This window comes from Citrobacter sp. Cb004, assembly GCF_030337065.1.
In the GTDB taxonomy this organism is placed as follows: domain Bacteria; phylum Pseudomonadota; class Gammaproteobacteria; order Enterobacterales; family Enterobacteriaceae; genus Citrobacter; species Citrobacter braakii.
In genome coordinates this window covers 133,151-152,899 of record NZ_JAOWCH010000023.1, presented here as the reverse complement: position 1 = coordinate 152,899, position 19,749 = coordinate 133,151, and the positions used below count along the sequence as shown (strand labels likewise).

15 protein-coding genes and 1 other RNA gene are annotated in these 19,749 nt (G+C 50.8%); 2 read left to right on the top strand and 14 right to left on the bottom strand.

All coding sequences use genetic code 11. The features are described 5' to 3' along the window. Window positions 1-291 precede the first annotated feature (291 nt). From tdcG to garP, 14 genes are all read right to left on the bottom strand, one after another. Window positions 292-1,656 carry an L-serine ammonia-lyase gene (gene tdcG, locus OGV65_RS00850; RefSeq protein WP_016154629.1) on the bottom strand — a complete coding sequence of 455 codons (1,365 nt, stop codon included), beginning with the start codon at window positions 1,654-1,656 and terminating at the stop codon, window positions 292-294. Window positions 1,657-1,743: 87 nt separating this feature from the next. After that, window positions 1,744-2,139 (bottom strand): enamine/imine deaminase, encoded by a 396-nt coding sequence (locus OGV65_RS00845; protein WP_016154630.1) that lies wholly within the window; start codon window positions 2,137-2,139, stop codon window positions 1,744-1,746. 13 nt (window positions 2,140-2,152) lie between these two features. Further along, entirely contained in the window at window positions 2,153-4,447 is a 2,295-nt protein-coding gene (gene pflB / locus OGV65_RS00840; protein WP_279265473.1) for a formate C-acetyltransferase, read from the bottom strand. A 28-nt stretch (window positions 4,448-4,475) separates the two neighbouring features. Continuing rightward, a complete protein-coding gene (tdcD, locus tag OGV65_RS00835) occupies window positions 4,476-5,684 on the bottom strand; it encodes a propionate kinase (protein WP_016154632.1) in 1,209 nt (402 codons plus the stop codon). A gap of 31 nt (window positions 5,685-5,715) precedes the next feature. After that, window positions 5,716-7,047 carry a threonine/serine transporter TdcC gene (gene tdcC / locus OGV65_RS00830; RefSeq protein ID WP_153689985.1) on the bottom strand — a complete coding sequence of 444 codons (1,332 nt, stop codon included), beginning with the start codon at window positions 7,045-7,047 and terminating at the stop codon, window positions 5,716-5,718. Between the two features lie 22 nt (window positions 7,048-7,069). Continuing rightward, a complete protein-coding gene (gene tdcB / locus OGV65_RS00825) occupies window positions 7,070-8,059 on the bottom strand; it encodes a bifunctional threonine ammonia-lyase/L-serine ammonia-lyase TdcB (protein ID WP_003828594.1) in 990 nt (329 codons plus the stop codon). Between the two features lie 98 nt (window positions 8,060-8,157). Next, complete coding sequence (gene tdcA / locus OGV65_RS00820) at window positions 8,158-9,096, bottom strand: transcriptional regulator TdcA (RefSeq protein ID WP_003828596.1); 939 nt, start codon at window positions 9,094-9,096, stop codon at window positions 8,158-8,160. Between the two features lie 750 nt (window positions 9,097-9,846). Next, complete coding sequence (locus OGV65_RS00815) at window positions 9,847-10,107, bottom strand: bacteriocin immunity protein (protein WP_235117186.1); 261 nt, start codon at window positions 10,105-10,107, stop codon at window positions 9,847-9,849. Between the two features lies 1 nt (window position 10,108). Further along, a complete protein-coding gene (locus OGV65_RS00810) occupies window positions 10,109-11,749 on the bottom strand; it encodes a pyocin-S2/colicin E7-DNase domain-containing protein (RefSeq protein ID WP_286454500.1) in 1,641 nt (546 codons plus the stop codon). Between the two features lie 324 nt (window positions 11,750-12,073). Further along, window positions 12,074-12,450, bottom strand: an RNA gene (rnpB, locus tag OGV65_RS00805) — RNase P RNA component class A. A gap of 32 nt (window positions 12,451-12,482) precedes the next feature. Next, window positions 12,483-13,628 carry a glycerate 2-kinase gene (gene garK / locus OGV65_RS00800; protein WP_200047073.1) on the bottom strand — a complete coding sequence of 382 codons (1,146 nt, stop codon included), beginning with the start codon at window positions 13,626-13,628 and terminating at the stop codon, window positions 12,483-12,485. A gap of 65 nt (window positions 13,629-13,693) precedes the next feature. After that, complete coding sequence (garR, locus tag OGV65_RS00795; RefSeq protein WP_003840019.1) at window positions 13,694-14,584, bottom strand: 2-hydroxy-3-oxopropionate reductase; 891 nt, start codon at window positions 14,582-14,584, stop codon at window positions 13,694-13,696. Between the two features lie 30 nt (window positions 14,585-14,614). Further along, window positions 14,615-15,385 (bottom strand): 2-dehydro-3-deoxyglucarate aldolase, encoded by a 771-nt coding sequence (garL, locus tag OGV65_RS00790; RefSeq protein ID WP_005131731.1) that lies wholly within the window; start codon window positions 15,383-15,385, stop codon window positions 14,615-14,617. Window positions 15,386-15,400: 15 nt separating this feature from the next. Next, entirely contained in the window at window positions 15,401-16,735 is a 1,335-nt protein-coding gene (garP, locus tag OGV65_RS00785) for a galactarate/glucarate/glycerate transporter GarP (protein WP_003024898.1), read from the bottom strand. A 403-nt stretch (window positions 16,736-17,138) separates the two neighbouring features. Here garP and garD point away from each other — a divergent pair, with 403 nt between their 5' ends. Together garD and OGV65_RS00775 are read left to right on the top strand one after the other, a co-directional pair. Next, entirely contained in the window at window positions 17,139-18,710 is a 1,572-nt protein-coding gene (gene garD, locus OGV65_RS00780; protein WP_286454499.1) for a galactarate dehydratase, read from the top strand. A gap of 178 nt (window positions 18,711-18,888) precedes the next feature. After that, entirely contained in the window at window positions 18,889-19,743 is an 855-nt protein-coding gene (locus OGV65_RS00775) for a tagatose bisphosphate family class II aldolase (protein WP_103284275.1), read from the top strand. Window positions 19,744-19,749: the final 6 nt, after the last annotated feature.

Sequence of the window (19,749 nt, the reverse complement as noted above, 5' to 3'; positions counted from 1 at the left end):
GAGCGGCAATTTTCCCGCCGGGAGCCGGGATTGTTAAGGGTACGGCGATAGTACCCTTAACACGTTCACAGGTCGTATTGTCTCAGAGAAGTGATATCACTAAGGTGGACGTAGCAATACGCCGGAGGCAACAGATTCATTACCTCCGTATGTGCCACTTTCCATTATCGCTACGGCCACTCATCCTCGTTAACTGACAAGCATTACGCACTAACGTGCACCTTTTTATCATGCCATATTGATTAATTCATTGCCGGATAGCGCTGCGCTGACCAGGCACGGCTTTTCACATCAGGTACAAACCACTTTAATTGCCAACCCACCGCGTGAGGTTTCACGGTATTTGTCGTTCATATCTTTGCCCGTTTCATACATGGTCTCGATCACTTTATCGAGCGAAACACGTGGTTCTGACGTTCGACGTAGCGCCATGCGCGCGGCGTTGACGGCTTTTACTGCGTTGATAGCATTACGTTCAATGCACGGTATTTGCACCTGTCCGGCTACCGGATCGCAGGTCAGCCCCAGGTTATGCTCCATGGCGATTTCTGCTGCGATACAGACCTGCGACGGGCTACCGCCCAGCAGTTCTGTCAGACCGGCAGCCGCCATTGAACAGGCTACGCCAATCTCACCCTGGCAGCCCACCTCAGCACCAGAAATAGAGGCGTTCATCTTATACAGCGCGCCTATCGCCCCCGCGGCCAGCAAATAGCGGGCAATGGAGTTCGCATTCACCGGACGGCGGAACTTGTCGTAATAGGCCAATACGGCGGGAATAATCCCACATGCACCGTTGGTCGGCGCCGTCACAACCCGGCACCCGGCGGCGTTTTCTTCGCTCACGGCCAGCGCGAACATGTTGATCCAGTCAATAACGTTCATCGGATCGCTGGACAGATTATCGCTGGAAACCAGCAACCGACGTAATGCCACGGCGCGACGCGGAACGTTAAGCGGCCCCGGCAGGACGCCTTCGGTGTTCATGCCGCGCTCAATCCCGGCGTGCATGACGTCCCAAATGGCGGCAAAGCCAGCATCGATTTCCTCTTTGCTGCGCATCGCCAGCTCGTTTTGCATCATCAAGCCGGAAACAGACAGCCCATTGCGCTCGCACAGTTTCAGCAGTTCGCTGGCGGAATGAAAATTGTAGGGCACGTGTGCTTCAACATCATGCACCTGCCCAAATTGCTCCTCTTCAATGATAAAACCACCGCCAACGGAGTAATAGGTTTTGCTTAATAGCCTCTCGGTGCCGTTCCACGCGGTGATACGCATGCCATTTTCATGGCGCGGCAGCGTTTCGGTATGAAAGAGAATATTTTCATCTGGAGAGAAATCGACAACATGCGCGCCCTCAGCAACCGGCAAACGTCCGGTACGGGCCACTTCCTGAGTAAAACCAGCGATTGAGTCTATATTAACGTTTTGCGGACTGTTACCGGCCAGCCCCATCATGATCGCGACATCTGTCGCATGACCTTTCCCGGTCAGGGAAAGCGATCCGTAAAGATCGACCACAATATGCGTGGCTCTGGGGAGTTCGCCGCTGCTGACCAACAGATCGATAAAGCTTTTACCTGCGTTCATTGGCCCCACGGTATGGGAGCTGGAAGGTCCAATGCCAATCTTGAAAATATCGAATGCGCTAATCATATCCACACCCTCGGATTGCCGTTCAGTGAAGACCAGGTTTCACACTCATTAAGGATTGGGGCGATCCTGAGATCGCCCCGCAAGGGATTACAGCGTGTCGCCACGTACGGCGATGGCTTCAATCTCCAGCTTCACATCCTTTGGTAAGCGGGCGACCTGTACGCAACTGCGCGTGGGGTAGGTAGCCTGATGCTCATCAAAGAACTGCTGGTACACCTGGTTAATGGTGGCGAAGTCGTTCAGGTCGGATACGAAAACGGTAGTCTTCACGATATCGCTCACTTTCAAACCTGCGGACTCGACGATCGCTTTCACGTTTTCCAGGCTTTGACGTGCCTGATCGGCCACGTTTTCTGCCACTTCACCGGTCTGTGGACACACCGGGATTTGACCTGACGTCAACACCATGCTGCCCAGGTCCACGCCCTGTACGTAAGGCCCAATCGCCCCTGGCGCACATTCGGTTGCAATAACTTTTCTCATAATCCCTCCGGCGTCAGAGCGCCTGGGTGAAAGTACGTGAAATAACATCCTGCTGCTGTTCACGGGTCAACGCGTTGAAGCGCACCGCATAGCCAGACACGCGGATCGTCAGGTTCGGATAGTTTTCCGGGTGCTCAATGGCATCCATCAACATTTCACGGTTCATAACGTTAACGTTCAGATGCTGCCCACCTTCCACATGCGCTTCATGGTGGAAGTAACCGTCCAGCAGACCAACCAGGTTGGTTTTACGCACCCCATCTTCTTTGCCCAGTGCAGCCGGCACAATGGAGAAGGTGTACGAGATACCGTCTTTGGCATAGGTAAACGGCAGTTTGGCCACCGAGGTTAACGACGCAACCGCGCCCTTACGATCGCGACCGTGCATCGGGTTAGCCCCCGGCGCAAACGGCGTACCTGCGCGACGTCCGTCCGGCGTGTTACCGGTTTTCTGTCCGTACACCACGTTGGAGGTTATGGTCAGAATGGACTGCGTCGGCACCGCGTTACGGTAGGTTGGCAACACCTTAATTTTCTTCATGAAACGTTCGACCAGGTCGCAGGCAATGCTGTCTACTCGCTCGTCATTGTTGCCGTATTGCGGATAGTCGCCTTCGATTTCGAAATCGACAGCCAGACCGTTTTCATCACGAATCGGTTTCACGCGGGCGTATTTGATAGCAGACAGAGAATCCGCCGCCACGGACAGACCCGCCATACCACAAGCCATCGTGCGATAGACATCACGATCGTGCAGCGCCATCAGCGAAGCTTCATAGCTGTACTTGTCGTGCATATAGTGGATGATGTTCAGCGCGCTGATGTACTGCACGGCCAGCCAGTCCATAAAGTGGTCCAGGCTCTCCATCACCGTATCGTAATCCAGCACGTCATCCATCAGCGGTGCCGTTTTCGGCCCAACCTGAATTTTCAGCTTCTCATCCACGCCGCCGTTGATTGCGTACAGCAACGTTTTGGCGAGGTTGGCACGCGCACCGAAGAACTGCATTTGTTTGCCGATAACCATCGGGCTTACGCAGCAGGCAATGGCATAGTCATCGCTGTCAAAGTCGGCACGCATCAAATCGTCGTTTTCATACTGCAAAGACGAGGTGATGATAGACACCTGGGCGGCGTACTTTTTGAAGGCAATCGGCAGCGCTTCAGACCACAGCACCGTCAGGTTCGGCTCAGGCGCCGGTCCCATAGTGTGCAGCGTATGCAGGTAGCGGAACGAGTTTTTCGTTACCAGCGTGCGGCCATCCAGCCCCATGCCGCCGATAACTTCAGTCGCCCAAATAGGGTCGCCTGAGAACAGGGTGTCGAATTCCGGCGTACGCAGGAAGCGCACCATACGGATCTTCATAATGAAGTGGTCGATCAGCTCCTGCGCCTGCTGCTCGTTTAAAATTCCCGCTTTGAAATCGCGCTCAATGTAGATGTCGAGGAACGATGCGGTACGGCCCAGCGACATTGCGCCGCCGTTCTGAGATTTCACCGCAGCCAGGTAAGCAAAGTAAACCCACTGCACCGCTTCCTGCGCATTACGCGCCGGGCGGGAGATATCGCAGCCGTACTTCGCTGCCATTTCCTGCATCTGCAGCAGGGCGCGACGGTGCTCAGACAGCTCTTCGCGCAGGCGAATCGTGGCTTCAAGATTCTGGCCCCACTCCAGGTTCGACTGGAGATCGGCAAACTGCAGTTCACGCTCGCGTACCAGGTAGCGGACACCGTACAACGCGACGCGACGATAGTCGCCGATGATACGACCACGGCCATAGCCGTCCGGCAGACCGGTCAGCACGCCGGATTTACGGCAGCGCAGCATATCCGGAGAGTAGGCGTCGAATACGCCCTGGTTATGGGTTTTACGCAGTTCAGTAAACTGGTATTCAAAATCAGCATCCATCTCACGACCATAAGCATCAAAAGAGCTCTTGATCATGTTGATGCCGCCAAACGGATGCAGAGCGCGCTTGAGCGGCTTATCCGTTTGCAGACCAACGATTTTTTCCAGTTCTTGTGCAATATAACCCGCATCATGTGCGGTTATCGTGGTGGCAATATTGGTATCGAAATCAACCGGCGCGTGCGTCGAGTTTTCAATACGGATGCCCGCCATGACTTTTTCCCACAATGCAGTGGTCGCTGGCGTTGCTTCGGCGAGGAAAGATTCATCCCCTTCATAAGGCGTATAGTTGTGCTGAATAAAATCACGGACATTAATTTCTTCTTTCCAGTCCGTACCTTTAAAGCCATTCCAGGCTTCGGCATACAGCATATCGCTGGTATCGATATTTACCTTCATGAAAAATAATCTCTCTGCTGAAAATTAATTATGCAAATTCTACTGGTATATTAATTTTGCCTAACGCAATGGCATCACGCGCAATCATTTTCTCTTCATTTGTGGGAATAACCGCACAAATAACACGAGCATCTTTATTAGAGATAATTCTTTCGCCATGGGAATTTGGCAGGCTATTCATCTCGCTGTCGATATTCACCCCTAAAACGGCGAGATGCTCGATAACCAGACGACGAATTAATACCGAGTTCTCACCTATTCCACCGGTGAAAATAATCCCATCAAGACGATGCAGCGAAGCGGCATGTCCGGCGATATGGCGCGCGATACGATGCACAAACGTTTTAATCGCCAGCTGCGCACGCTCATGTCCCTCGTGCCAGGCTTTTTCTAACGTACGTAAGTCAGAGGACAAACCGGAAATACCCAGTAAACCGGACTCTTTATTCACAACGCGCTCAAGGTCGCTCAGCGTCTGGTTGGTTTCGCTGGCAATCCACGCCATGGCGCCGAAATCGACGTCACCGCTGCGTGTGCCCATCATCAACCCTTCCAACGGCGTCATGCCCATTGAGGTATCAACGCTCTGCCCGTTACGCACCGCGCAGATTGACGCGCCGTTCCCCAGGTGAGCCACAACCAGACCTGAGTCATCACTCTGCAGCTCAAGAAGCTCATGCGCTCGCTGAGATACATAGCGGTGCGACGTGCCGTGGAAGCCATAACGACGAACGCCTAACTCCTCAAAATATTTCCACGGTAGACCGTAAAGATAGGCCTCAGGGGCCATCGTCTGGTGGAAGCTGGTATCAAATACCGCAACCTGCTGCACGCCTGGGAAAAGGTGCTGTGCGGATTCAATCCCACTGAGGTTCGCATAATTATGTAACGGTGCTAAAGGCGATACCCGGCGAATATTATCGATAACGTCGTCAGTAATAATTGCTGATTCGGTAAAGATATTTCCACCGTGGGCAATGCGGTGGCCAATTAAGGCCACGCTGTCCATTAAATTACGTTTTTCCAGTTCAACGGCGATTGCTTTTAATGCGTCTTCGTAGCTGTGGTGAGCCAGCTTAGCTGGCTCACCTCCATTAATTGCTATGAACGCATTTTCAGAGTTAATACCGTCCGCGATTCCCGCCATTAAAACTTCACAGTTCGCTGCATCCAGCACTGAGAATTTAATGGAAGACGAACCACAGTTAATAACCAGTACTACCGGAAACTCATTCATTTCACTACTCCGCTCATCCTGAGCTTAAGGATTAAAACAGTTTGTAGACAATGTTCAGGATAGTCAGCAGACCAATCACGGTAACAAACACGTTATCCAGACGGCCACGGTATTTCGCCAGTGACGGCGCTTTACGGATGGCATACATCGGCAGCAGGCAGAGCAGAGAGGCAATAATCGGCGCGCCCATTGCTTCAATCAGGTCCAGGATGTTCGGGTTGGCGTAAGCCACAACCCAGGTGGAGCCCATGATGAAGATCATGCTGATGGTGTTAAGTTTGCCGACGGAAACCTTAGTTTTATCGCCTTTGTAACCAAACTTCAGCACCAGACCGTTCAGACCTTCCAGCGTGCCCAGGTAGTGGCCGAAGAAAGATTTGAAGATAGCAACCAGTGCGATGATTGAAGCGCCGTACTCCAGAACGGTCGCGAAGGTGGACTTCGAACCGGACAGTGAAGCGAAGTGGTTCGCCAGGTAAGACAGTACTGGAATGTTCTGCGCTTTCGCATCCGCCATGTTTGCCGGAGAGAGCGTGAACAGGCAGCTAAAGGCAAAGAACATCACCACGGCAACCATCAGCATACTGGCGCGGGAGATGATTTTTGAACATTTCTGCTCAGTAAATTCGCGACCGTAATCTTTCTCATACTCTTCACGTTTAGAGACCACGAAGGAAGAAACGATAGGTGAGAAGTTGAAAGAGAACACCATGATGGAAATACCCAGCCACACGGTAACCAGGATGCCGTCATGGCCAGTCAGAGCGATATTGCTGAGATCAACCTGATCGATAACCGCAGAGTTCCAGTAAGGAATCAGAGACAGAGAGATCAGCACCAGGCTGGCAATAAACGGCCATACCAGGTAGCTCATCACTTTAACCATCAGATCCTTACCAAACCAGATGACGAATGCCATCAGCAGCAGCAGGAACAGTGCCACGAAGCCACGGTTTAACGCTGGCATCTGCAACTGGTTTTCCCAAAAGGTCATAAAGGTGTTGGTAATGGTGACGCCATAAATCCACAGCAGCGGACAAATTGCAAAGAAGTAGAGGAACGTGATAACCACGCCGCCCGTTTTACCAAAGTGCTCTTCAACCGTTTCTGTGATGTTACCGGAAGGGTTAGAACCGGAAAGACACAGGCGTGCCAGCGCACGGTGGCAATAGAAGGCGATGGGGTATGCTAACACCAGCATTATCAGAATGGGGATCAGCCCGCCAAAACCTGCGCGGATAGGGAAGAACAGCACCCCGGCGCCGATGGCTGTACCAAATAAACCCAGTGTCCAGGTGGTGTCCGATTTGCGCCAGGACGACTGTTTTGTCTGGCTGGATACAATGCTATCAGTAGTACTCATATCCTATCCTCAACGAAGTATATTAAGCGTCAACTAAACCAGTAATTTGAGATACACGAGAAAGGTCGATATTACCGCCAGAAATAATGCTGACTGTTTTTCTGTTCTGGATATAGCTATCTAATTTCCCGCTTAATAATGCTGCGCAAGCCAGCGCGCCGGCACCTTCAGTCACAACTTTATTTCGCTGAATTAATGCCACCATGCTGTTGCGAATTTCATCTTCGCTGACCAGGACAATGTCATCCACCAGCTCACGAACAATTTCATACGTTAAAGTACCCGGGCGGGAAACGTCACAACCATCCGCCAGGGTGCCGGTCGTTCGGTGCGTGGTTATTTCTCCAGCGTGGAAAGAAGCCGCCATGCCATGAACATTTTCAGACTGTACGCCAATAATTTTAATAGTCGGGTTAATAGATTTAATTGCCACTGCAATACCAGCAATCAGTCCGCCACCGCCAATTGGCACAATCACGTTATCGACATCGTACAGATCTTCCAGAATTTCCAGACCAATAGTGCCCTGACCAGCAATCACTTTCGGGTCATCATATGGCGGAATAAAGATACGGCCTTCAGTTTCCACAATCTCGCTAACCTTAGCGATGGTGTCGTTGAAGTTGTCGCCGTGCAGCACAACCTCTGCGGAATAATCGCAGGTTGCAGCAACTTTAGACTTCGGCGCGCCTTTCGGCATGACCACTTTGCCGTCGATTCCGAGCATGGCGCAGGAGAGAGAAACCCCTTGCGCATGGTTACCTGCAGAGCAAGCCACCACGCCCTTACATCTTTCAGCTTCGGTTAATGAACTGAGCTTGTTAAACGCACCACGGATTTTAAATGAACCGGTACGCTGCATATTTTCAAACTTGAGGAAAATTTCCCCTTTGCAACGTTCACTAAAATAGTTAGAGCGAGGCATTCCCGTTTTATAAATTTTCCCCGCCAGTCTTTTTTTCGCTTCGAGGATATCTTCAATTGCAACTGGGAGATCGTATGTAATGTGCATTAGAACCTCTTACTAGGGTATTAAAGTAAATAGATAGCCATGACCATTGTCAGATATAGACAGATGGCGTTGATTTCGTGTTAAAACAAATTCAATCTTTAATCAATTTCAATTAATTGCCTTCGTCTCCGACAATTATATGATGAATACTCTTTGGCTAATTCCACCAAAATAGATGCTGCTTTTTTAATTCGATAATTTTTCGACCATACGGCGGCATAACGCGCGACGGGTAAGGTTTCTTCTACCGGGATAGTAATAAACTGGTTTGAGCCAAATGGTGTGGTCATATCGCAGGGAATTACTGTTAAGAAATCAGCATTGAGAACAAGATTATAAATCGTAACGACGGAGTCTGTTTTAACGATGTTTTCACTGCTGATGCCATTATTTTGTAACGTGGTTAGAAGTTCACTGTAGTACCCCATATTCGTTTGTGGCAACACCCACTGTTCGTTTTTCAACGCGCTCAGCGAGGTGATGCCGGTGCATGTTCGGGACTTGCTGGCAACCAGGATGAAGTCTGACTCAAAGAGCGGTTCAACATGCAGATCGTGCAGTTTCATCTCATCACTCAGCGTACCGATCGCGAAGTCCAGACGCCCGTCACGAATCGCAGGTAAGAACGAGGAGAGCTGAGCTTCATACATGGAAACCTGCGCTTTCGGGAACACTTCTTTGAATTTTTTAATCATGCCGGACATGATGGTGAAGGCAATCAGTGAAGGAAAGCCAAACGACACATCAACGACCGCATTGCTCGTCATGCTGTTCATCTCATCAACCATGTTCTTCATTTCACGGGTAATAGATTCAGACCATGAGAGCATAACCTGACCTGCCTGAGTTAATGTCACACCAGTATTTTTGCGTACGACTAACTCAATACCGAAATAAGCTTCTACATCATTAATGATTTTGCTGACAGCCGGTTGAGTTAAACCTAATTCTTTTGCAGCTGAGCCGATAGAACCACTTCTAATGACTTCCTGAAAGACCACTAAGTGCTGTGTTTTAGGGAGTGTAATAGTATTCATATCGACCTGCGCTAATTACTTTGTTGACGGCAGGAAGTGTACCAAATTAAGCGAACGAGGATATGTGCTACCACTCACAAATCCCCTTGACTTACATTTTGTAAGACTATTATTTAAATTGAAATCACTTAATAATCATATAGATATGAAATATCGATCTCACTTTATCCTGACTTTAATCAAAAAAAGATGGGGGGATAACGATTTTTTATGGCTATAACAACACCATTTCTCCTGCTATTTCTTAAAACCACGAAAGGCTATATTTCAATCAATTACAGAGTAATTACCAGGCAAAACAGCACTTAAATTTAATAAGCAACTTATCAAATATAATTATATTTTATCGTTTATAGTGGTCAAATAACGTTATGCATCACGTTTTTTAGCCTTATTTGTTTGTAAAGAAACATTGCATTTATTAATATTTAAACCAAAACATACATAACACCATCAAATGCAACATTACATTAACAGTAGTTTTGTACGATTTATCAGCCAGTAATTTTGTGATGGCGATCGATTGCGTTCGATTATTCTCGATAAAAACGTATCGCGCAGCGTTTTGTGCTAGTCATCACAAAAAATGAAATATCCCGCAAGACATTGCCTTAGATAAAAGAAGTTCAGCGCGTAAATAAAGGTCAAATAACGATGAGATGAATGGGAAATAAAGGCCTGATTCGTGGTGAACCAACTACAACAAAGAAAGGCCAGGACAAAGCCCAGCCATTCACTCGCAATTAGGATTTACTCATCGCGAAAACCGGGCTTGCCATTGGCTTTACGCCACATTTTGACCTGTTGGACTACGCCCTCGGGGCTATCATCCTGCCCGTCTTCAGGGTAAAAAATGAGGTCTGATCCGGCGGGGTGCTCGCATAACCTTATAAATTCTAGTATGTTTTTCTCATCCTCCTGTTCAGTCTCTCCTTCAGCATTATAGATTTTGCTTACCAGCTTCAAAAAATCACCCTCTGTATAATCAGAGAGTTGTTTCTTATCCGTCATACTATTTCCTCTGCCCTGTTGAATGGATTTTTATATGACGCTTAGGGGTTGCAACGCCCATATTATCGACATTGTAGACTTCACCGCCTTCGCCTATTGGTTTGATATGATGAATTTCAAACTTTGTGCGCCCCCCAACTTTGCCACCACCAAAAGCTACTGGCGCTCTTCCTTTCTGCATATGGCGAACATTCGCACCTCGGAATTGCTTTGAAAGTTCAGGGTCTTGGCTGACCTCCAGCCAGAAAGCCTGCCTGAAGTCGTCAAAATTGGAGAAGGTGCGTCCACGCAGTTTATCAGCAATCTGAGACGGGATAGGCGAGCCGTTGCCCTGACCCGCATCAGCTAACCAGGTGCCAGAAATCTTTTGCCCCTTGCCTGTGACTTGCCCTGGCAGATTGCGAAGATAAACATAAATCGGGTCAAACGTCCCGGCAGGGTGTACCAGAATATAATCCCTGAATGGGCGTTCTCCCGGTGCTGGCGTTTCTGTTGACCACGGGCTGTTGATTTCACTTTCAGGGTAAACCAGCACACTCGGAGGGACGTATACATTGTCCCAATTCCCGGTATTGGAAGGAGATTCATACCCAGGATCGTCTGGTGTCCAAACAATCGTTGGCTTACTTGCGCCATCCTCCCAGAACTCATAGTTCCCGGTGGTACTGTTCTTCTGAAGCATTCGAACCGGAACTTTGTCCTGCCCACCTCCGGCGCTGACATGAAAACCTTTCGGCCTTATCATCCCGTCTTGCTCTGCTTCCCAGCGAAAGCGAACGCGCGTTGGAACAACTTCTTTGTTCCGTGCGGCCTGCTCAAGCCGCATTTTATCGATGTAGTCCTGTTCGCCGCTGTTGAGTTTTGGCGAGTAGAATATGCCAAACAGAAAAACGGTGGTGGGGTTGGGGACTATCCAACGGCCAGCAGCAGAAAGATTTCCCCCGATTTTTTGCAATGCTGCATATCCGGCTTCGGTCGCTGCACCCGTAGTTATCCCGGTCGTTGTCGCTATTCCTGCCGCCGCTGCGGCTTTGGTTGTGTCCGGTGAGTTGAAGAGACGTTTGTACCAGGGGCGATTATCTTCCAGTGGTGGGGTTGGTTCGTCTGGTTTGTGTTTCTTTGCTACCTGCGCGTGCTGAACAGGCTCTTCCTTTGTTTGTTCTGTCTGAGGCGCAGCACGGTAATAGCCTGCATGACCAAAATTATCGATTCGCTCTTGCTCAGTACCAGCATCGGTGCAGCCTTCACCACGAAGACAGGATTTCGCGTAAACCGCAACAGGAAGTGGGGTAAGAAAGTCTGATGATATAGATGAAGGTGAAGATGAAGATGAACTCTGTGCAACTACGCGCGCTGCGGTGTTTGATGTCTTGGTACTGGTCCCCCTACGCGATTCATAACTCTGCACCATTATTTGCGGAATAATTTTTGCCTTGCAAGGGCAACTGCTGAAACTGTCCAGACTACCCGCAACCAGACGCCCCTCGGTGGTTATCCATGATATTCCACCAATAATGTGATAAGTATTGCCGTCTTTACCACACGTTACCTTGTCGCCCATACGGGCTACTGGCGTGCCGTTGGTTCGTCTGTTTGGCGCTCCCTCCAGAACCTTGCCACCACAGGTGGTGGGATCGTACATGTGTAGAATGTATCCCTTTGCCATAAGTCCTTTTGCATGTTATTCATTTCTTCCAGAACGGCCATTGTACGAATAACATCCATATTCCAGAAGTGGTTTTTCCTCAAAATGAAACTGTGTTCCACAATATTTATTGTTGTGAATAATTCGCTGATATTCATTCGGCTTGTGAACTGTCGAATGTTTTAATCGCTGCACATTTTTTTGACTTCGTGACGTAGGTAAATGTCGTTGCGGCGGAGCGTATGAGGGATGTTGCAACCGTTGGTGTATCCCATGTCAGCTTCTGAGCGTCTGAGATACACCAACGTATTGTTTTTAAAGAGGTGAAGCTGACCGATAAGCCGGGTTCTGTCGTGGACAGTCATTCATCTAGGCCAGCAATCGCTCACTGGCTCAAGCAGCCTACCCGGGTTCAGTACGGGCCGTACCTTGTGAACCCCTATTTGGCCTTGCTCCGGGTGGAGTTTACCGTGCCACGGACTGTTACCAGCCGCGCGGTGCGCTCTTACCGCACCCTTTCACCCTTACCTGATCCCACTTGCGTGGGCCATCGGCGGTTTGCTCTCTGTTGCACTGGTCGTGGGTTTCCCCCCCAGGCGTTACCTGGCACCCTGCCCTATGGAGCCCGGACTTTCCTCCCCTCCGCCCGTCTCCCCCGAAGAGGACGACGACGAAGCGGCGACTGTCTGGTCAGCTTCGGCGCGCAGTATAGAGGGTTTGCGGGGCATTGTCACCCCGCACTGTGCATTCCTATCGCCAACGTGGCGGCGATGTTTCTTGAAGCGCGATAAATATTATCAAATGCCCCACGAAAGGCCTCTTCCAGCGTGCTGATGGTGGTTAATACGCTAAACACCGCATCGATACCATATTGATGCACCACCTCCACATCGCGCGTCAGGCTACCGCCAATACCAATTACCGGCTTGTGGTACTTCTTCGCGACATTCGCCACACCCACCGGCACTTTGCCGTGAATGCTCTGGCTGTCAATCCGCCCTTCTCCGGTCACCACCAGCGTACAGTCATGAATATGCTCTTCCAGATTGAGCGCCTGGGTCACAATCTCAATACCACTGCGCAACTCCGCACCTAAAAAAGCCATTAACGCGGCGCCCATTCCGCCTGCCGCACCTGAGCCAGGAACGTCTTTCACATCAACCCGCAGCGATTTTTTAATGATGTCGGCATAGTGAGACAGATTGCGGTCCAGTTCGATAATGCGTTCTTCCGTCGCCCCTTTCTGCGGGCCAAAAATGCGCGAAGCGCCAGTATCGCCGGTGAGTGGATTGGTCACATCGCAGGCCACGCGAATTGAGCAGGTTTTTAAGCGCGGATCCAGGCCCGTTATATCGATGGTGTTCAGACTCTCCAGGCTTCCACCACCGTTGCCAATCTCTGTCCCGTTGGCGTCGCAGAGTTTCGCCCCCAGCGCCTGCACCATACCCGCGCCGCCGTCGTTGGTCGCACTACCGCCAATACCAATAATGATGCTCTGCGCACCGCTATCCAGCGCCTGCAAAATCAACTCCCCGGTGCCACGCGACGTGGTGACTAACGGGTTACGCTTTTCAGGAGGAACTAACGCCAGACCGCTGGCTGCCGCCATTTCGATAAACGCGGTTTTACCATCTCCAGACATGCCCCAGCAGGCATTCACTTTTTCGCCCAGCGGCCCTGTCACCCACGCTGAATGTTCACTCCCCTGCGTAGCGGCAATCATGGCTTCGACCGTTCCTTCACCACCATCGGCAACCGGGACAGAAACATATTGCGCATCGGGGAAAATTTCCCGAAATCCTTTTTCTATTGCCTGAGCTACCTCGGTGGCAGAAAGGCTTTCTTTATAAGAGTCTGGGGCAATTACGATTTTCATAGTTATGTAGCCTGACAGTGCCGCGCAAGGCAAGAAATACAGGGCGCGCATCCGCGCCCTTCTTGTTAGCGAGTGACTTCCACTTTCGCCAGTTTTTCGTAGTAGCATGCGAGTGCGCTATGATCGGCGGTGCCCAGCCCATCAGCGCGTAGCGCCTGCATCATCTCCATGACTGCAGCAGTCAGCGGTAACTGAGCGCCAACGCCATGAGAGGTATCCAGCGCGTTCGCCAGATCTTTAATATGCAGGTCGATACGGAAACCCGGCTTAAAGTTTCTGTCCATAACCATCGGCGCTTTCGCATCCAGTACGGTGCTTCCCGCCAGCCCACCACGGATCGCCTGATACACCAGATCCGGGTTTACGCCCGCTTTGGTCGCCAGCGTCAGCGCTTCGGACATTGCCGCAATGTTCAGCGCCACAATCACCTGATTCGCCAGCTTGGTGACGTTACCCGCGCCGATGTCACCGGTATGTACCACGGAACCTGCCATCGCCTTCAGCAGATCGTAATATTTGTCAAAAATCGCTTTATCACCGCCAACCATCACCGACAGAGTACCGTCGATGGCTTTCGGTTCGCCGCCGCTTACCGGCGCGTCCAGCATATCCACGCCTTTCGCTTTCAGCGCGTCGCTGATTTCACGGCTGGCTAACGGCGCGATGGAGCTCATGTCGATCAGCACTGTCCCCGGTTTCGCCCCTTCGATAATGCCGCCCTCTCCCAGCGCCACTTCTTTCACATGCGGAGAATTCGGCAGCATGGTGATGATCACATCGCACTGCTCGGCAATATCTTTCGCCGTGGCGGCGGTTTCTGCGCCTGCGGCAATCACTTCCGCAATGGATTCCGGGTTACGGTCAGCAACCACCAGCGAGTAACCTGCCTTGAGGAGGTTTTTACTCATTGGTTTACCCATAATACCGAGGCCAATAAAACCAACTTTCATTGTCATGTCTTTATCTCTCTCTACTGTCGAGGGGGGTTATTTCTTAAAAGAATCAGCCAATTTTTGCGTGGCTGAACGGAACACGCCAAGATCGCTGCCAACGGCAACAAACGTCGCGCCCCACTCCAGATAACGACGCGCATCCGCCTCTACCGGGGCCAGAATGCCGCTTGGTTTGCCGTGTGCTTTCGCGCGGGCAAAAATGTGCTGGATAGCTTTCTGCACATCAGGATGTGACGCATTGCCGAGGTGGCCTAACGCCGCAGCCAGGTCGCTTGGGCCGACGAAGACCCCGTCGACGCCTTCTGTCGCCGCGATTGCGTCAACGTTATCGACGCCCTGCTGACTTTCGATCTGCACGATGATGGTGATGTTCTTATTCGACTGCGCAAAGTAGTCCGGTACGGTGCCAAACATATTGGCGCGATGGGATACGGACACGCCGCGAATACCTTCCGGCGGATAGCGGGTCGACGCCACGGCGTTCACCGCCTCTTCTTCCGTCTCCACGAACGGAATCAGGAAGTTGTAAAATCCGATATCCAGCAGGCGTTTGATAATTACCGGCTCGTTGGTCGGTACGCGCACTACCGGCGCGCTGGCGCTGCCTTTCAGCGCCATCAATTGCGGGATAAACGTCGATATGTCGTTCGGCGCGTGTTCGCCGTCCAGCACCAGCCAGTCAAAACCCGCCAGGCCTAAAACTTCGGTACTGATTGGGCTGGCTAATGCAGACCAGCAGCCAATCTGAATCTGTTGCGCCGCGAGAGCCGCTTTAAACTTATTCGGAAAAATCGTGTTATTCATCGCTTACACCTTTGTTTATTTCTGCAATTCCATACGTTTAATGTCACCGACAATAAACAGGTAGCAAACCATTGCCATCAGCGCCGAGCACCCTACAAACATCAGCGCAGCATTAAATGAGTGCAGCTCGCTCACCAGATACCCAATCACCAGCGGGGTGACGATGGAAGCCACATTGCCAAATACGTTAAATACCCCACCGCACAGACCGACAATCTCTTTCGGCGCAGTATCGGAAATCACCGGCCACCCCAGCGCCCCGAAGCCTTTACCGAAGAACGCCAGCGCCATCAGCGCCACCACCAGGGTGGTGTTATCGGTGTAGTTACACAGAATAATGGTCGAGGCGAGCAGCATTCCGAGCACAATCGGCAGCTTACGTGCCAGAGTGATGCTGAAGCCACGTTTAATCAGATAATCAGAGAACACGCCGCCGAGTACGCCACCGGCAAATCCGCACAGCGCAGGAATCGAAGCCACCAGGCCCACTTTCAGGATCGACATGCCTTTTTCCTGTACCAGGTAAATCGGGAACCAGGTGAGGAAAAACCAGGTAATAGTATTGATAAAATACTGTCCGAAGAACACGCCGAGCATCATACGGTTAGTGAGCAACTGCTTGATATAATGCAGTTTAGGACCACCTGATTTCACATCACCCGGCTTTTTATGGTCCATATCCACGACCGCGCCGTTTTCAGAGATAAACTTCAGCTCTTCTTGCGACATACGCGGGTGATCGGTTGGGTTATGAATAAACTTTACCCACAGTCCGGTGAGCACAAAACCAATCACGCCCATCACGGTAAAGACGTGTTCCCAGCCCCAGGCGAAGGTCAGCCAGCCCAGCAGCGGCGAAAACAGCGCCAGAGAGAAATACTGTGCGGAGTTAAAAATTGCGGACGCCGTACCGCGCTCTTTCGTCGGGAACCAGGCCGCCACGATACGGGCATTCGCCGGGAAGGACGGCGCTTCCGAGAAGCCCAGCATAAAGCGCATGATGAACATTGAAATACCCGCCCAGGCCAGCGGGAACATGTCGACAAAGCCCTGCAGGAAGGTAAACAGCGACCAGAAGAACAGGCTGTAGGTATAGACTTTCTTTGAACCGAACTTATCCAGCAGCCAGCCGCCGGGGATTTGCATTAACAGGTAAGCCCAGCCGAAAGCGGAGAAAATGTACCCCATTGAGATGGCACTGAGCTGTAACTCTTTCGCCACTTCCGTGCCGGCAATTGACAGCGTTGCACGGTCCGCATAGTTAACGGCTGTAACGATAAATATTATCAGCAATATTAAGTAACGGGTGTGCGTGCCTTTCTTTTTCTCGACAACTGTATCCAGAATCATTCTAATTACCTCGGGTACATTAAATTTTTATTATTATTGGGTAGATATTCCTGGTGATAAATTACTGATAATAAGAACGCATAATAATTTATCAGACGCTATGAAACCGTGATTTAGTATAATCAGCAGCGCAACGTTAATCATTGTGCAAGCGCTCATTAAACATGCGTTATTAAAATAATGTTTTGGGCATATGCACACATGCATGGGCGCTAATGCACACATTTACGTATTGCTACCCCTGGTGGGGCGGCCTTGCTGAGTTTAAGTGATCATCATCACATTCTTGGCGATAAACTCCTGACATTCTTATTTCACGATACCGAATCTTTATTACTTACAATTAGATTCAAAATATAAATATCCACACTATTATCACCACCTTGTTGGAGAATACTGGACAATGGCCGACATCGAAATCAGACAAGAATCGCCAACGGCGTTTTATATTAAAGTTCACGAAACAGATAATGTGGCGATAATTGTCAATGACAATGGTCTGAAAGCTGGGACGCGTTTTCCAGACGGACTGGAACTCATTGAACATATTCCCCAGGGACATAAAGTGGCGCTCCTGGATATTCCTGTTCGCGGCGAAATCGTGCGTTATGGCGAAGTGATAGGCTATGCCGTTCGCGATATCCCACGCGGCAGTTGGATTGATGAATCAATGGTTGAGCTACCCAAGGCCCCGCCGCTGGAGACGCTGCCGCTGGCAACCAAAGTGCCAGAACCGCTGCCGCCTCTCGAAGGTTACACCTTCGAAGGTTATCGCAATGCAGACGGTAGTGTCGGCACCAAGAATCTGCTCGGTATTTCCACCAGCGTGCACTGCGTGGCGGGCGTGGTGGATTATGTGGTGAAAATCATTGAGCGCGATCTGCTGCCAAAATACCCGAACGTTGACGGCGTGGTCGGACTCAATCATCTTTACGGCTGCGGCGTGGCGATTAATGCCCCAGCCGCCATCGTGCCGATTCGTACCATTCACAATATTGCGCTAAACCCGAACTTTGGCGGTGAAGTGATGGTCATTGGCCTCGGCTGCGAAAAACTGCAGCCAGAGCGCCTGCTGGAAGGCACGCACGATGTGAAAAGTATTCCGGTCGACAGCGCCAGCATCGTCAGCCTGCAGGATGAAAAACACGTTGGCTTTCAATCGATGGTTGCCGATATTTTGCAGGTGGCCGAACGCCATCTGGCAAAACTCAATCAACGCCAGCGTGAGACCTGCCCGGCGTCAGAACTGGTGGTCGGCATGCAGTGCGGCGGCAGCGATGCGTTTTCAGGCGTGACGGCCAACCCGGCGGTCGGTTATGCCTCCGACCTGTTAGTACGCTGCGGCGCCACCGTAATGTTCTCTGAGGTTACCGAAGTGCGCGATGCCATCCATCTTCTGACCCCACGTGCGATTAACGAAGAAGTAGGTAAACGCCTGCTTGAAGAGATGGCCTGGTACGATAACTACCTTGATATGGGCAAAACGGATCGCAGCGCCAACCCTTCTCCTGGCAACAAGAAAGGCGGTCTGGCAAACGTGGTGGAAAAAGCGCTGGGTTCTATTGCCAAGTCTGGCAAGAGCGCGATTGTCGAAGTATTGTCGCCGGGCCAACGCCCAACCAAACGTGGCCTGATTTACGCAGCTACCCCCGCCAGCGATTTTGTCTGCGGTACGCAGCAGGTCGCTTCTGGGATCACCGTGCAGGTGTTCACCACCGGTCGCGGTACGCCGTACGGCCTGATGGCCGTGCCGGTGATAAAAATGGCGACCCGTACCGAGCTGGCCAACCGTTGGTTTGACCTGATGGACATCAACGCAGGCACCATCGCTACCGGGGAAGAAACCATTGAAGACGTGAGTCTGAAACTGTTCGAGTTTATTCTCGACGTCGCCAGCGGGCGTAAGAAAACCTTCTCGGATCAATGGGGACTGCATAACCAACTGGCGGTATTTAACCCAGCGCCAGTGACCTGATTATCCACGTTTTTTCTTCATGAGCATGCCTTCGGGCATGCTTTTTTTTTCGCCATATACTTTCGCAACCCTCCCTTTTCTTTCGAAACTTTCATTTATCAGATCGAAATCACAAAAAAACGTTACGAAACCCTATACTTTATTTCGAAGAAAGCAATCGAAAGACTTCGGAGGAAGTATGTTTATCATCTCAAGCAAAATGATGCTGAAGAAGGCACAGCGAGAAGGCTATGCCGTACCGGCGTTTAACATTCACAACCTGGAGACCTTACAGGTTGTCGTGGAAACAGCAGCCGAACTACGCTCTCCGTTGATCGTCGCCGGCACGCCTGGCACTTTTAGCTATGCCGGTGTCGGTAATATCGTTGCAATCGCCAGTGAACTGGCAAGATGCTGGAACCATCCTCTCGCCATCCATCTCGATCACCATGAAAGCGCCACCGATATTGAAGAGAAAGTCGCTACAGGTATTCGCTCCGTCATGATCGATGGTTCCCATCTGCCGTTTGTCGACAACATTGCGTTAGTTAAACACGTAACAGATTACTGCCATCGCTATGACGTTAGCGTTGAAGCTGAGCTGGGACGGTTGGGTGGACAAGAAGATGACCTAATCGTGGACGGAAAAGATGCGCTTTATACCCACCCAGAACAGGCTCGGGAGTTCGTGGAAAAAACCGGTATCGACTCACTGGCGGTCGCGATTGGCACGGCTCATGGTCTGTATAGCACTGAACCTAAACTGGATTTTGAACGGCTAACAGAAATTCGTCAGTCCGTTGATATTCCACTGGTTCTACATGGCGCATCCGGCCTGCCAGCACATGATATTAAGCGCGCCATCTCTTTAGGGATCTGCAAAGTCAACGTCGCTACCGAACTCAAAATCGCCTTTTCTGGCGCACTCAAAACCTATCTGAGTACACATACCAATGCGAATGACCCACGGCATTACATGATGCCAGCAAAAGCCGCCATGAAAGAAGTGGTACGTAAAGTCATTGCCGACTGCGGTTGCGAAGGAAAACTATAAGTAACT

What these genes read in the sequence shown, in the direction of transcription:
- garP (WP_003024898.1), bottom strand. Translation starts at nt 16,735, where the DNA reads ATGATTCTGGATACAGTTGTCGAGAAAAAGAAAGGCACGCACACCCGT.
- garK (WP_200047073.1), bottom strand. Translation starts at nt 13,628, where the DNA reads ATGAAAATCGTAATTGCCCCAGACTCTTATAAAGAAAGCCTTTCTGCC.
- garL (WP_005131731.1), bottom strand. Translation starts at nt 15,385, where the DNA reads ATGAATAACACGATTTTTCCGAATAAGTTTAAAGCGGCTCTCGCGGCG.
- OGV65_RS00815 (WP_235117186.1), bottom strand. Translation starts at nt 10,107, where the DNA reads ATGACGGATAAGAAACAACTCTCTGATTATACAGAGGGTGATTTTTTG.
- garD (WP_286454499.1), top strand. Translation starts at nt 17,139, where the DNA reads ATGGCCGACATCGAAATCAGACAAGAATCGCCAACGGCGTTTTATATT.
- tdcD (WP_016154632.1), bottom strand. Translation starts at nt 5,684, where the DNA reads ATGAATGAGTTTCCGGTAGTACTGGTTATTAACTGTGGTTCGTCTTCC.
- tdcG (WP_016154629.1), bottom strand. Translation starts at nt 1,656, where the DNA reads ATGATTAGCGCATTCGATATTTTCAAGATTGGCATTGGACCTTCCAGC.
- tdcB (WP_003828594.1), bottom strand. Translation starts at nt 8,059, where the DNA reads ATGCACATTACATACGATCTCCCAGTTGCAATTGAAGATATCCTCGAA.
- pflB (WP_279265473.1), bottom strand. Translation starts at nt 4,447, where the DNA reads ATGAAGGTAAATATCGATACCAGCGATATGCTGTATGCCGAAGCCTGG.
- OGV65_RS00775 (WP_103284275.1), top strand. Translation starts at nt 18,889, where the DNA reads ATGTTTATCATCTCAAGCAAAATGATGCTGAAGAAGGCACAGCGAGAA.
- garR (WP_003840019.1), bottom strand. Translation starts at nt 14,584, where the DNA reads ATGACAATGAAAGTTGGTTTTATTGGCCTCGGTATTATGGGTAAACCA.
- OGV65_RS00810 (WP_286454500.1), bottom strand. Translation starts at nt 11,749, where the DNA reads ATGTACGATCCCACCACCTGTGGTGGCAAGGTTCTGGAGGGAGCGCCA.
- tdcA (WP_003828596.1), bottom strand. Translation starts at nt 9,096, where the DNA reads ATGAATACTATTACACTCCCTAAAACACAGCACTTAGTGGTCTTTCAG.
- tdcC (WP_153689985.1), bottom strand. Translation starts at nt 7,047, where the DNA reads ATGAGTACTACTGATAGCATTGTATCCAGCCAGACAAAACAGTCGTCC.
- OGV65_RS00845 (WP_016154630.1), bottom strand. Translation starts at nt 2,139, where the DNA reads ATGAGAAAAGTTATTGCAACCGAATGTGCGCCAGGGGCGATTGGGCCT.